This is a genomic window from Deinococcus sp., assembly GCF_025362455.1.
In the GTDB taxonomy this organism is placed as follows: Bacteria; Deinococcota; Deinococci; order Deinococcales; family Deinococcaceae; genus Deinococcus.
This window is the reverse complement of record NZ_JANYGJ010000107.1, coordinates 37,638-51,016: the sequence shown is the minus strand read 5'-3', so window position 1 is coordinate 51,016 and position 13,379 is coordinate 37,638. Positions and strand designations below refer to the sequence as shown.

12 protein-coding genes and 1 tRNA gene are annotated in these 13,379 nt (G+C 66.2%); 9 read left to right on the top strand and 4 right to left on the bottom strand.

The window, feature by feature from the left end; all coding sequences use genetic code 11:
* Positions 1-292 precede the first annotated feature (292 nt).
* Both Q0R23_RS08460 and Q0R23_RS08455 read right to left on the bottom strand, forming a co-directional pair.
* Positions 293-3,013 (bottom strand): EAL domain-containing protein, encoded by a 2,721-nt coding sequence (locus tag Q0R23_RS08460; RefSeq protein WP_293912066.1) that lies wholly within the window; start codon positions 3,011-3,013, stop codon positions 293-295.
* Between the two features lie 449 nt (positions 3,014-3,462).
* Positions 3,463-3,552 (bottom strand) — tRNA-Ser (locus Q0R23_RS08455).
* Between the two features lie 223 nt (positions 3,553-3,775).
* Between Q0R23_RS08455 and murJ the strand changes: the two genes are divergently transcribed.
* Both murJ and Q0R23_RS08445 read left to right on the top strand, forming a co-directional pair.
* Positions 3,776-5,377 carry a murein biosynthesis integral membrane protein MurJ gene (gene murJ / locus Q0R23_RS08450; protein ID WP_293912064.1) on the top strand — a complete coding sequence of 534 codons (1,602 nt, stop codon included), beginning with the start codon at positions 3,776-3,778 and terminating at the stop codon, positions 5,375-5,377.
* 119 nt (positions 5,378-5,496) lie between these two features.
* The gene (locus tag Q0R23_RS08445) at positions 5,497-6,192 is read left to right on the top strand and encodes a hypothetical protein (protein ID WP_293912062.1); all 696 of its coding nucleotides are present in this window, start codon (positions 5,497-5,499) and stop codon (positions 6,190-6,192) included.
* 99 nt (positions 6,193-6,291) lie between these two features.
* Here Q0R23_RS08445 and Q0R23_RS08440 read toward each other — a convergent pair whose 3' ends face one another.
* Entirely contained in the window at positions 6,292-6,651 is a 360-nt protein-coding gene (locus Q0R23_RS08440; protein WP_293912060.1) for a helix-turn-helix domain-containing protein, read from the bottom strand.
* 182 nt (positions 6,652-6,833) lie between these two features.
* Between Q0R23_RS08440 and Q0R23_RS08435 the strand changes: the two genes are divergently transcribed.
* On the top strand, positions 6,834-7,697 hold the full coding sequence (locus tag Q0R23_RS08435) for a hypothetical protein (protein WP_293912059.1): 864 nt from the start codon (positions 6,834-6,836) through the stop codon (positions 7,695-7,697).
* Positions 7,698-7,721: 24 nt separating this feature from the next.
* Here Q0R23_RS08435 and Q0R23_RS08430 read toward each other — a convergent pair whose 3' ends face one another.
* Complete coding sequence (locus tag Q0R23_RS08430; RefSeq protein WP_293912058.1) at positions 7,722-8,165, bottom strand: response regulator; 444 nt, start codon at positions 8,163-8,165, stop codon at positions 7,722-7,724.
* A gap of 182 nt (positions 8,166-8,347) precedes the next feature.
* Between Q0R23_RS08430 and Q0R23_RS08425 the strand changes: the two genes are divergently transcribed.
* The 6 genes from Q0R23_RS08425 to Q0R23_RS08400 all read left to right on the top strand — a co-directional run bounded on the left by Q0R23_RS08425 (position 8,348) and on the right by Q0R23_RS08400 (position 13,305).
* A complete protein-coding gene (locus tag Q0R23_RS08425) occupies positions 8,348-9,151 on the top strand; it encodes a [LysW]-aminoadipate kinase (RefSeq protein WP_293912070.1) in 804 nt (267 codons plus the stop codon).
* 97 nt (positions 9,152-9,248) lie between these two features.
* Positions 9,249-9,665, top strand: coding sequence for a YbjQ family protein (locus Q0R23_RS08420; RefSeq protein ID WP_293912057.1), 417 nt, complete (start codon positions 9,249-9,251; stop codon positions 9,663-9,665).
* Between the two features lie 5 nt (positions 9,666-9,670).
* Entirely contained in the window at positions 9,671-10,015 is a 345-nt protein-coding gene (locus Q0R23_RS08415) for a hypothetical protein (RefSeq protein ID WP_293912055.1), read from the top strand.
* A 134-nt stretch (positions 10,016-10,149) separates the two neighbouring features.
* A complete protein-coding gene (locus Q0R23_RS08410; RefSeq protein ID WP_366520406.1) occupies positions 10,150-10,875 on the top strand; it encodes a DUF4388 domain-containing protein in 726 nt (241 codons plus the stop codon).
* A 743-nt stretch (positions 10,876-11,618) separates the two neighbouring features.
* A complete protein-coding gene (locus Q0R23_RS08405; RefSeq protein ID WP_293912054.1) occupies positions 11,619-12,497 on the top strand; it encodes a DUF2382 domain-containing protein in 879 nt (292 codons plus the stop codon).
* Between the two features lie 292 nt (positions 12,498-12,789).
* Complete coding sequence (locus Q0R23_RS08400; RefSeq protein WP_293912053.1) at positions 12,790-13,305, top strand: YsnF/AvaK domain-containing protein; 516 nt, start codon at positions 12,790-12,792, stop codon at positions 13,303-13,305.
* Positions 13,306-13,379 lie beyond the last annotated feature (74 nt).

The following is a 13,379-nucleotide window of genomic DNA, read 5'->3' as shown; positions in this document are numbered from 1 at the left end:
GACGCCGTCCCCGAACCTGTGGCCAGTTGCGCCCCATCGGGGCCTGACCGCTTGGGCAGAACGGCACCCGTATGGGAGGAGTGGCGTCCTCATGGGGAGGAATGGCACCCTCATGGGTGTCCGCTCATGACGACAGTCCGTCCACGACGAAGGGCCTGCCCGCTGGGGGGTGGGGGAGCCGACGCATTGGCAACGAGCTGAAGCTCCACCAACGCAACAGACCCGCCCCGAGCCCGTCCAGCCGCCTGCTGTTCCCACAAGCCACAGGCCACGCGCCACAAGCCCCCTCCCTTCAGTCCAACACCTGCGTGCCCAGCCAGCGCTCGAATTCGGCCAGGGCCATCGGCGGGGAGTACAAAAAGCCCTGCGCGGCGTGGCAACCGGCGGCGTGCAGCACGGCGGCCTGCGTCTGGGTCTCGACACCGACGGCGATGACGTGCAGATTCAGTTTGCGGGCCAGTTGCACCGTGCCTTCCAGCAACGCCAGCGGGCGCGGACCCGCCAGAACGTTGGCGACGAAGGAGGGGTGGAGTTTGACGCCGCTGAGGGCAAAGCGCTCCAGGGCGGTCAGACTCGACGCCCCGTCACCGAAATCGTCGACCCAGACCTGGGCGCCGAGGTCGCGCAGCTCGCGCAGGGCCGCTGCCGTGTGCTCCGAGGCGTTTTGCCCGATCAGACTCGCGGCGCTCAGCTCGATGTCCAGGCCGCCGACCAATCGCACCTGCTCGCCGATGTGGGCCAGAAAGTCGGGATCCAGCAGCTCCGGGGCGGACAGATTGATGCTCAGGCGCAGCTTGGCGTGAAGTCGCTGCCACTCGGAGCGTTGGGCGCTGACCTGCGCCACCACCCAGCGCCCCAGGGTCGGCAGCAGCCCGGCGCGGGCGGCCAGCGGCAAAAACTGGCCCGGCGTCAGCAGCCCCCGCGTGGGATGTTGCCATCTCAGCAGCACCTCGGCGCCCTGGACCCGGCCCGACTCGAAGTTGACCATCGGCTGAAACAGCAGGGTGAACTGGCCCGGCACGGCGGCGTGCAGGTCGTGCTCCAGCTCGATCATTCCGGCCTCGCGGCTCATCAGGCCCGGCGTGTAGGCCGCCCTTCCGGCGCGTCCGGTGCGGGCGGCGGCCAGCAGGGCGGTGCGCGACTGCTCCAGCAGGGTGTCGGCGCCGGACGCGCCGCAGGCGACCCCCACGCTGGCGCTGACCAGCATCTCGCGGCCTGAGACCTTCAGCGGCGCCGTCATCAGGTGCTGGACCTCGCGGGCACGCTCCAGGGCGGCGGCCATGTTCACGCCCGGCATCACCAGCACGAACTCCTCGCCTTCGAGCCGGGCCACCTGGGTGTCCTTGCGCCAGTGGTGCAGCCGGGCGGCGACCTGAATCAGCAGGTGATCCCCGGCCTGGCGGCCCAGCGCGGCCTGAAGCACGCTGAAATCGTCCAGGCTCAGGGCCAGCAGGCTCAGCTCGGTGGCACTGGTGGCGGCGCTGCCCTCGGCGGCACTCAGGCGGGCGCGCAGCCCGGTCCAGTTGGGCAGGCCGGTCAGCGGGTCGTGCCCGGCGTCGTGCTTGAGGCGGTTCTCCAGGTGCCTGACCGCCGTGACGTCGTGCAGATACAGCGCCAGCGCCTCGTCGCGGCGCCCCGCACCGTCGCCGGAGGCCAGCCGGGCCGCCGTGATTTGCAGATGTCGGCGCAGGCCGTCGGGCCGGGTCAGCACGGCGGCCAGCTCGGCCTCGTCCAGACTGGCCTGGGTGGTCAGCGTGATGGTCGAGAGCGGCGACAGGTCCGGGCGCGAGAGCTGCACGCCCAGCGATTTCAGCACACTGCTCAGCGGCGCGGCGCCGGGCACGTTCAGGGCCGCGCTCTCGACGCCCAGGAGCCGGGCGGCGGCCTCGCTGGCCAGCCACAGCGGGCGCTCACCGCTGTCGTCGGCGCTGCCCAGCAGCAGGGTGGCCTGCGGGCTGTGGGCGATGACCCCGGCCAGCAGCGAGTTCTGGGCCGCGCCCGCACCTGGGCCTTGCTCAAAGGAGAATTCGGCGACCAGCAGGGCGTTGCCTGGCTCGGTGGGGCCGCCCGGCTCCTCGCCCCAGCGCAGCGAGACGGTGGCGTCCTGGCCGCCCTGGACCTGAAGGCGGCGCTCGAAACGCTGCTGCGGCGCAGCCAGCGCCTGCTCCAGCGCAGCTTTGAGCTGGGCCTCGGCGTGGGCGCTGTCGTGCCAGATCGGCCAGCTCCACAGCAGATGGCTCGGCGCTTCGCTGGCGTCGGGTACCTTCAGGCGCAAGCTCTCGCTTCTCTCCAGCACCTCGCCGCTGGCGCTCAGGACCGCCGTGGGCAGCCGGGCGCCCAGCAGCAGCGCCTGGACCCGGTACGCCAGCGAAACCTCCTGGCTGATGTCCTGCATGGTCCACAGCACGCCCGCCGCCGCGCCGCCGTAGTAGGGGCGCATCTGGGATCTGAGCCAGGTGGGGCGCTGCGGGGCCGGGGTAACCAGCAACTCGCGGTCCTGAAAGACGGCCCGGCCCGCCGCCGCCTGTGCCAGCAGTTGCCCGGTCACCTCGCGCAGAGGAAACACCGTGCTGTACGGCTTGCCGATAATCTGGGCGGTGTTGAGGTGATGCAGCTCCAGAAACCTTCGGCTGACCTGCATAAACACCAGATCCTCGCTCAGCCAGGCCGCGCCTTCGGGGAGCTGGGTAATCAGCACGTCGGCCTCGCGGCGGGCGGTGTCGTTCTGGGCGGCGGCCAGCAACAGCGTCAGCATCTGCACGGTGCCCTCCGGCACCACCTGGGCCGACCACAGCAGCCCCAGCAGGGCGCCGTCACGGGTGATCCAGACCAGTTCGCCGCTCTCGAACCACTCGTCGGGCGGGGTCAGGTCGGCAGCGCTCGCCACCGGGCTGTCGGCGCCCAGCGAGAACGTCTCCTTGCCCACGCAGGCCAGCAGTGTGGCGCCCGGCGCGTGGCTGCGCAGGAGTTCTTTGAGGGTGTCAGGCAGGGTGGTGTTGACGGTTAAGGTCATGAATGCGGCGTCCTTTTTTCACCCTTCATTGTCCTCAGAATCTCTTACAACCTCCATGCAGAAACCGGCCTGAGCGGGGCGCAGTGCGCTGGCGTCGATTCAGCCCAGTGCGTACTTTAATAAGTCTATTTTACTGTCAGTGAATTACAGTTGGACTAAAGTTTTCATATGCTGTACACTGCTGATCTAGATCTGGCGATTGCAAACTCTGAGACGACGACGACGGGCCGCGCCACCCTATCGCATCGGCGTTCCCAGGGTCAAAGCTGGACACGGAAATGCTCTCTGGAACACTATGTTAAGTCGAGACTCCAGCGCTGAGGATTCCGTGTCGGCGGCGTTGACAACTGATTTGGCGCAAGACTGACAACTAACAAGACTGACAAATAATTCTTCTTGCGACGACGACAATAAAAAACCGCGCAGGCGAATGCGCGGCGCTTTTTTTGTGGCGGAGAGGGTGGGATTCGAACCCACGGTACAGTTGCCCATACTTCAGTTTTCGAGACTGACCCATTCAACCGCTCTGGCACCTCTCCGCACCCCTTGGCGAAGCGGAGTGTAGCACCCCCGGCAGCGGGCTTCAAGCGCTGATCCGGGGTTTGCACGTGCCGCCCCCGCCTCGTCCCATCTCAGAAGGCGTGGGGGTACAGTACTGACAATGCCCCGCCTCCCTTGCCCCCGCCTTGACTGCCCCCGCCCTGGCCCGTTGCCGGGGTATTCCTCGCCGCTGGGTTCCTACCCGCCGCGCCGCCCCGCACCATGACCGCGCCCGACCTGGAAGGGGCCAATGCCGAGGGCCGCGCTCCTTCCGAAGTTCCAACGCCGCCGCGCTCAGCCGCCCGCAACACCCTGATCGTGATGGCCGGAACGCTCGGCTCTCGCCTGTCGGGCGTGTTTCGCCAGCAGCTCATCAACGGCTTCGGCAACGAATTGCTGGACGCGTTTACGATCGCCTCGCGCATCCCCAACCTGCTGCGCGAACTGCTGGCCGAGGGCGCCCTGGTCAACTCGTTCATTCCCATCTATAAATCGCTGGGCGAGACAGATCGCCGCGCCTTGGCCCGCGCCTTTTCCGGCGCCCTGATCGGCCTGAATCTGGTGCTGATGGTGCTGGGTATCCTGGCGGCGCCGTTTCTGGTGGGCCTGCTGCTCTCAAGCAACTCGAACGTCGATACCGGGCTGGCCATCTACATGACCCGGCTGGTGATGCCGTTCCTGACGCTGATCAGCCTGGCCTCCATCGCCATGGGCCTGCTCAACGCCGACGAGCATTTCCGCGAGTCGAGTTTCGCCCCGGTGGCCTTCAACGCCGTGTCCATCGTCATTTTGCTGATCGCCACCGTGCTGTTTCCGCATTCGGCGACCTGGCTCTCTCTGAGCTGGCTGCTGGGCGGGCTGGCGCAACTGCTGGTGCAACTGCCTGCGCTGGGCCGCTACGGGCTGCTGCCCACGCCGCAACTGATGCGCCACCCGGCGCTGGGACGGGTGCTGATCCAGATGGCGCCGTTCACCCTGACCACCGGGGCGCGGCAGGTTCTGAACCTGTATGTGCAGCGCCTGCTCTCCAACGGCGCCCTGTTCTCGCCCGGCGCGGTGTCGGCCTACGCCAACGCCGAGACGCTGTTTAGCATGGTCAACGGCCTGTTCGTCATCAGCCCGGCGCTGGCGCTGTTTCCACGTTTTTCCCAGCGCGCCGCCGAGAGCGACTGGGACGGCTTCAAGGCCCTGACCTACAGCACCCTGCGGACGGTGACGTTCCTGGCGGCCCCGGCCAGTGCGTTGCTGCTGGCGCTGTCCGGCTACGCCATCGGCATTTTCGATCTGCGAGGCAACATGCCCCCCGACCGCTTTGAGGCGGGCACGCTGATCCTCGGAGGCTGGGCGCTGGCGCTGATTCCCTGGGCCATCAACACCGTGCTGCTGCGGACGTTCTACGCCCGCCAGCGCACCCGCGAGGCTGTGGTGGTCAGCGCCGTGGGCTTTTTGTTCGAGGTCGGCCTCTACCGCCTGCTGGTGCCCGCCCTGGGCCTGTTCGGCTTCGGCCTGGCGACCACCCTCGCGGGCCTTCTGGTCGGTGTGGCGCTGCTGTACCTGTATGGCCGCCAGCTCGGCTTTGCGGTGCCCCCGCTGGCGCTGCATGTGGGCCGCGTCACCGGCCTGGCCGTTATCGCTGGCATCGTCGCCCGCCTGGTCGCTGCTCCGTTCCCGGCCCCCGGTCCCGGCCACCTGCTGCTGAGCCTGCTGGTGCTGGCGCTGGCCGGAGGCGCCGGAGTGCTGACCTACTTCGGCCTGGCCGCCGCGTTGAACGTCGGCGACGCCAGACGCTACCTGGGCGCGGTGAGGCGGCGGCTGGGGCGGTAGGGGAGTTGCCTGCCAGAACCTGCACTACCCTCAGCATGAACCCGGCATGAAGGCCGCTCACTGACCATCCTCAAGGCTGCCCGCACGCCCGTCTGACGTCCTTGTCCTAGCCTAGGTCTATGAGTGACGGCCCTGACCCCCGACACGGCACCCGCTTCGCCGTCTACGCCGTGCCGCCAGCGGGCGGCGAGTACTACCGGCTCGGCACCCGGCTGCTCGGCTACGATCTGCGTGCCCGGCAACACGTGGCATTGCCCGACTTCCTGCGCCCCGAATGGCAGCGCGACGCCGGACCCTACGGCCTGCACCTGACCGTCGTGGAGGGCTTTTATACCGGCCCCGAACACCTGGGCGCCATCGAGGCCGAGGCGCGGGCCTGCCTGAACTGCCTGTCACCCGGCGCGGTCATGTCACTTCATGGCGGATGCATCGCCGAGTGGGACGGCGGCGAAACCTGGGTCCACCTGTTTACGCCCAGCCTGGCCCTGTCGGTCATCCAGACGCTGCTGCTGGCCCGGCTATCCCCCTTCGTGACCGCCTCGCCGTTCAGTGCGGCTGCGGCGCAGGGGCGCTGGAACACGCCGCATGAGCGTGCCCGGCTGCAACTGCTGCGCACCCCACGCGGCCTGGACAGCTACCAGCCTCACTTTACCCTGATTCAGCCGTATGGCGGCGATCCGGCGGGCCTGCGCCAGCGCCTGGAAGCCCTCACCCGGCCCCACCACCAGATGCACTTCGCCGCGCTGGCCCTGTGCGTCAAGCCGGAAGGGGAGAGCCACTGGCACGTTCGCAGCGAGTTCGGCCCGCACACTTGAGAGCGCAGACTTGAGAACGCAGCACTGAACTGGACCCCGAATTAAATAAAACAAAAACCGCCCCGGCAGCGCGGCGGGGGCGGTCGACGGTCTGGATGCTCAGCTCGCGCAGGGTTGCTCGTCCCCGAAGGGCTCGCTGAGGTGGACATCCGCCCAGGTGCTGATGGCGTCGATGACCAGTTGCAGCTCGCGCCCGGCAGGCGTCAGGGCGTAGATGCTGCGGGCCAGCTTGCCGTGGGCTTCCTGATCGGTGGCCTTACTGATGACGCCCAGGCCCTCCAGGCCCTCCAGGCGCTGAGTCAGCGTGGCGCTGTTGCAGCCGCCGATGGCCCTCGAAAGTTCGTTGAAGCCCTTGGGGCTGCCCAGCAAGGAGCGCACGATGTGCAGCACCCATTTCTCCTGCAACACCCCGATGGCCCGGTACACCGGACAAAAGGTAGACGTCTGCTCCTGAATCATGTCACAAGTATACTCCGCTGCTCTGGGCACATTGCTAGAGACATCACACCGATTTGTATTTCAAATGGATTGATGAAACTGCTTTATTACCCTTAGCCCGGCACAGGGCGCGGGTCGGTTTCAGGCCGTACAGTCAGTGCCGTACAATCAGTGCCGTACAGTCAGTGCCGTACAGTGAGGTCATGTCCCTGAACGTCCGCGCCGCCCGCAGGTCCGATCAGGCCGCTGTGAAGGCGCTGCTCAAGACGGTGCGGCAAGATGATCCGGGCCGTGTCCGCGATTGGGCCTGGCTGCTGGAAGCTGAGGGTGCGCTGCTGGGCGCCGGATACCTGGCACCCGTGAACACCGTTCACCCCCACCGCATGACCATCAAGCTGTGCCTGACTGGCGCGGCCTCCCTCAGCGGGGAAGCGGCGCTCCTGCTCGCGCACCTCCAGACGGCGTATCCAGCCGGGACGCCCTGGCGGGTGCAGGTGCTGGAGCATCAGCAGGCTGTCCGGACGTTTCTGGGGGCACAGGGCTTCACCCTCGTTCGCCGCACCTGGACGCCCGAAGTGCCGCTGAGCGCCTTTCCCGCCGACTGGGGGCGAGCAGAATGGTCTCAGGTCGGGGCACTGGGCTACACCATCCAGGGTGAGCGCGTCATCACGCCGGAGTTCCGTGCCGAGCTGACCCTGGCGCACCTGGAGCATTACCGGGCGACCCACACGGTCAATCCGCCGGGCAATCTCCCGCTGAGCAAGTGGGAGAACATCTTTCTGGACGATCTGGATGCCATCTGGACGGCGAGGCGCTCTGGTCGCCTGGCCGCCTTCGCCAGCTTACGTGGGGGCGGCGAGGTCTACTGGTTCGGCACGCTGCCTGAGTTTGATCACGACGCCGAGATGCTGAACGCGGCCCTGAAATACTCCGAAGTCGCTCAGGCCCGCGAGGAAGGTTTGCCGAGCCTGAACTTTGAACTCGATTCGACCAGTCCGGAGTCGCTGGCTGTGTTGCGCCGCCTGCCCGCTGAGCCCGGCGAGGCGCTGCTGACCTACCAGACCTGAGAGGCCGGACCTGACGGCTTCGCCTTACGAGCGCGGCGGCAACTTCACGGTGCTGAGCATGTACTGGCCGAGCGCCTGGATAGCGCTGTGAAACTCGCTGAACTCCACCGGCTTGACGACGTAACTGCTGGCGTGGCTCTGGTAGCTGCGCAAAATGTCCTCGTCGGCCTGCGAGGTGGTCAGCACCACCACCGGAATGGTGCGCAGCTTGACATCGGCCTTGAGGTCGGCCAGCACTTCCAGGCCGTTTTTGCGGGGCATGTTGATATCGAGCAAGATCACGTCCGGGCGCACCGCGCCGCTGTAGGGCGGCTCGCGGCGCAGAAACTGCATGGCCTCCACGCCGTCGCGGGCCACGTGCAGGGTGATCGGCAGCCCGGCGTCCAGAAAGGCTTCCTGGGTCAAGATCACGTCGGGCTCGTTGTCCTCGACAAGCAGAATCTGAATGATGGCCTGAGCGGGTGGCATTGCCGAGCAGTCTAGAGGATCGGCGGCGGCGTTCAAGGTTTCATGAAGCCGGGGTTTCATGAAGCGGGTATGGCCAGGTGTCCGCTGAGGCCCGGCCTGTCTGCTCACCGCGCCCGCGTCGGCGCAGGCCCATGCTAGCCTCGCCCTCAGATGCTGACCTTCAACTCCTGGCTGGTAAACGGATGATCGTGGTCAAGGTGGGCGGCAGTCTGGGCATCGACTACGACGCGGTGTGCGCCGATATCGCCCGGCTGTGGCGCTCAGGGCAAAAGTTGGTGCTGGTCCACGGCGGCAGCGGCGAGACCAACCGGGTGGCACAGGCGCTGGGTCACCCGCCCCGCTTCGTCACCAGCCCCAGCGGCTACACCTCGCGCTTCACGGACCGGGAAACGCTCGAAATCTTCGAGATGGTCTACTGCGGCAAGATGAACAAGGGCATCGTGGAGCGGCTCCAGCGCCTGAACGTCAACGCCGTGGGCTTATCGGGCCTCGACGGGCGCATCTTCGAGGGTCGCCACAAAGGCAGCGTGCGGGTGGTCGAAAACGGCAAGACGCTGGTGCTGCGCGGCGACCACACCGGCACCGTCGAGAAGGTCAACGTGGGTCTGATCGAGCTGCTGCTGAATGCCGGTTACCTGCCGGTGCTGAGCCCGCCCGCCGCCAGTTACGAGGGCGTGGCCATCAACGTGGACGGCGACCGCGCCGCCGCCGCCCTGGCCGTGGCCCTGAAGGCCGAGGCGCTGCTGCTGCTGAGCAACGTGCCGGGCCTGCTGCGCGACTTTCCCGACGAGGCCAGCCTGATTCGCCGAATTCCCGCCGCCGACGTGGAGACGTATATGGAATTCGCCCAGGACCGCATGAAAAAGAAGGTGCTCGGCGCGGCGGAGGCGGTGGCGGGCGGCGTGGGCCGCGTCATCTTCGGGGACGCCAGGGCCGGTGAGCCAGTCAGTGCCGCGCTGGCAGGTGCGGGCACGGTCGTTCAGTGAGGGGTCCAGCAATCAGTGAGGGGTCCAGCAAAGGGAGCGGAACCCTGCTCTGGCTGCGCCATACTGACCGGTATGTCCACGTCATTTTTTCCGGTGAATGCCCGTGCCTGAGTTGATCGTCACCACCACCAACGACCTCGAAGGCTTTCGGGTGGCGCGGCACCTGGGCATGGTGCGCGGCCTGACCGTGCGCTCCCGCAGCGTGCTGGGGCAGATCGGTGCCTCGCTGCAAACCATCCTGGGCGGCAACATCACCCTCTACTCCGAACTGGCCGAGAAGGCCCGCCAGGAAGCCTACGAGCTGATGGTCCAGCACGCCCGCGAACGCGGCGCCAACGCCATTCTGGCGATGCGCTACGACGCCAACGAGATCACCGACGGTGTGACGGAAGTGCTGGCCTACGGTACGGCGGTGGTGGTGGAGCCCAGAACGGACCAGAGCAGAACCGAGCAGCTCAGACCAGAGCAGCCCAGACCAGAGCAGCCCAGAACGGACCAGACAGGCCGACCCTGACGCCAGTGCCGACCCTGGCAGCGGCGCTCACGCCGGGTGAACTGCTGGCGTTTTTGCGGCCACGCGGCGGGCAGGAGTACGCCGCCGAGCTGATCGTGCCGGGGCAGGGCGGTGGGGGAGGGCGCCGTAAGAAAGCGGCCTTAGCTGCAACTGTGCCGTCTGTGCCCGCCCCGCGCCCCCGCTACCGGCTGACCCTGCGCGGCGCGGCGGTGCAGGCCACCGGTCCCTCCGGCCAGACCCGGCTGCTGGAGGCGAGCGAGTTTCTGAGCGTTTTCGCGTCGTACCGCTTTGCCGAACTGACGCCCACCGGCCAACTCAGTGACCTGGGGCCGTTATTTGGAATGTCGTAAAGTTCACACCATCGATTCACGCTGCCAATTCATGCCGTCAAAACGTGAGATTTCCCGCTTTGTATCCAGTCTGGAGTCTGGATTCGACATAAAGCGCCAAAGAATGTTAATCTGCTCTTCCAGGTGAAGCCAGCATGATGCAGGGACTTTTTTCAGACATACCACTCATAGGCGTGCTCTCGCTCCTGCACGAGACCGGTCAGACCGGCGTGCTCGATGTGGACGCGGACGTGCCGTTCGCGGTGGCCTTCGCGCGCGGCGAGATCGTCGAGGGCGGCATTCTCGACTGGACCGGTCTCGACGCGCTGCACGCCAGCCCGATGTTGCCCGCCAGCGGCAGCTTTTCGTATGCCCGCCGTCCGGTGACCGGCAGCGTGATCTCGCCCTTCGAGCAGTTCACCACCGACTGGGCGCGGATTACCGACGAGTGGGAGCAGATCGGGCAGGTCATCAGCAGCCCCAGCGTGGTCCTCAGCGGCCCGATGCCGCTGTTCGACCAGGAGAAGGGCCGCAGCGTCCGCGCCGCCGCCCGCGACGCCGGACTGCCGCTGTTCGAGGTCGCCGCCCGCGCCGCAGACGCCGTGCAGGCGGGCAAGCTGACCCCCACCGGGCGCTACGCCTGGTACGGCCTCAAGCTCAGCCACCGGGGCCAGCGCCTGAGCGAACTCTCGCGCATCCTCGACGGCGAACTCAACCTCGGTGAGATCGTCGAGCGCGGCTTTGCGCCCTCGGAGGTGCGCGAGTACCTGATGACCGAGGTGCGCCAGGGCCTGCGCTTTGCCGGAAGCGGCTGGGTGCTGCGCGACCTGGTCTGGGAAGCCCGCCACGAGCAGCGCCAGAGCGAGGAGTTTTTGCTGTGACCGGGCGGAGCGATAAAACCGGCGCGTATCTGGAGAGAATGCCGGGCTGACTTGCAGCGAGCGCCGAGGATTACGGAAATCTGTCTTCATAGGAATTTCAAGCAGCCGAGCGTGTCGCTATTGAGGGTCAGTCCGGTTCTCAGTTTCGTCGGGGAGTCCATTTCGTTAGACCCTTCGCACGGCTCAGGGTGACAAATTCGGAGCTGGTCACTTCCAAAAGCACTCCATACGGAACTAAAATGAGTCTTGGCCATCTTGGTCGTGTGTTTCTGACCCCTCGCCCCTTGCGGGAGAGTCGAAGACCTGAGGAGTGGCGCCCTCATGGGGAGGAATGGCACCCTCATGGGTGTCCGCTCATGACGACAGTCCGTTCACGACGAGTGCTTGCAGAGGGGAGCCGCGCAGCAGCGGGGTGAGGGGGCCACCGAACGGCGTTCCCAATATATACACGCGATTCCCTTTAATCTATTCGACAAAGTTTGCCTACCAGCGGGCGCTTCCATTCGGGGGCGTTTTTTTGTTATGTCCAGACTGCACCACCGAAATACAACGGTTCCTACACTGTGAACAGACCTGATGGTCAGCAGACCTTCAGCTCAAGGCCAGCTCAGCACCTGCTCAAGATTGGCCCAGCGCGGCTTGGGTTTCGTCTCAGCCTTCGGCCTGGGGCGCTCGCCAGACTGTTGTTCAGCACCATGACCTCAACCTGCCGCGCACAGACGCACGGCTCTCAGGAGATGCATATGACTCAGACCAACATGACCGCCAACCTTGTCCGCCTGTCCGATGTTTCACGTGACCAGAACTACAACTTCAGCGGCCAGGGCATCTACGATCCTACCGGCCATACCGCCTACGGCATGAACGGCGAGAAGATCGGCACCATCCGCGACGCGCTGGTGTCTTCCGATAGCGGCAAGATGCGCTACTTCGTGGTCGATGCGGGCGGCTGGTTCAGCGCCAAGGAAGTGCTGGTGCCGGTGGGCCACAGCCGCCTGGACGACAACGGCGTCTACTTCGACGATCTGAGCAAGGATCAGGTGCGCGACCTGCGGAGCTACAACGTCAGCGAAATGTACACTGACGACGCCCAGGAAGCCGACGAGCGCGTGCTGCGCGGCGTGGGCAAGGATGCGGCGGTGGCCACCGACACCAGCGCCCGCACCGCCTACCAGGACAAGGCGTACAAGACCCCCGACAAGCTCCAGCTCCTCGAAGAGCGTCTGGTGGTCGACAAGGACCGTTTCAAGGCGGGCAGCGTCGAGATCGGCAAGCGCGTCGAGAGCCGCCAGGAGCAGGTCAGCGTGGCCTTGCAGCGCGAGGAAGTCGTCATCGAGCGCACTGCCGTCAGCGGCGCCAGCCCCGTCGAAGGCGCCGTGCTGGGCGCGGGCAGCCAGACCATGACCGTGGACCTGGAAGCCGAGCGGGCCAGGGTCAGCAAGCAGGCGTATGTCACCGAGGAAATCGCCGTCGGCAAGCGCACCGTCACCGACAACCAGACCATCACCGAAACCGTGGGCCGCGAGGTGCTGGACGTGACCAAGACCGGCGACGTGCGCCTGGAAGGCGACAACATGACCACCGACACCATGAGCACCGAGACCAAGAACAGCAAGAGGTGAGCTGTTTCCGGCGCTCTGAGCGGGGCGGCGCCGGAGCAGAAGACAGGGGTGGGGACGGCGTTCCCTGCTCCTGTTTTTCGTATGACACGCCAGGGCTCGGTGATGCACGTATCTTTCATAAACTCAGCGATACCGGTGAACACAGCGTTTTTGGCTTCTCTCCCCCTGCGGGAGAGGGGTAGCGCGAACGTTCTCCCAGCGCGGTTCAAGGAAAAAGACATCTGGCGAAAGTCGGCGCAAGGACGAAGATGAGAGACTTGCGTGCATCACCCAGCACGCCGGGGAGGACCGTATGGACAAGCAGATCAGGATCAGGGAAGTCAGAGCCGGGCAGGCTGAGTCAGTGGCGCCCGCCGCCGAGGAGACCGTCAATATCCGCGAGATTCGGGCGCCGAAAGACCAGGGCACCATCACGCTCTACGAGGAACGCGCCCAGATCGCCGTCACGGGTGGCCTGGTCGCTCAGGTGACGCTGCAAAAACGCATCGTGGAGGAGGAAGTGCAGGTGCCGGTCACGCTTCAGCGCGAGGTGCTCGAACTGATCACCTCACCCGAAGGCGGCAGCGTCATGCTCGACGGGCAACTGCTGGAGCCGGGCCGGGTCTACCAGATCACGCTGACCGAGGAGCGCCCCGTCATCGGCAAGCAGGTCTTCCCGGTGCAGCAGATCAATGTGCGCAAGGAATGGATCAGCCAGGTGCATCAGGAAACCGTGACGCTGGGCCGCGAGGTGCTGGACGTGAGCGGGCCTGAGCATCTGATTCGCGAGGCAGGCGAGCCGGTTGCTTCCCCGCCGCCCAGCGTGTAACATTGGCCCCAATGCGAAATTCAGTTCAGACCCGACTTCTTCTCGGTGCGCTTCCGGTGGGAACGCTGCGCTGA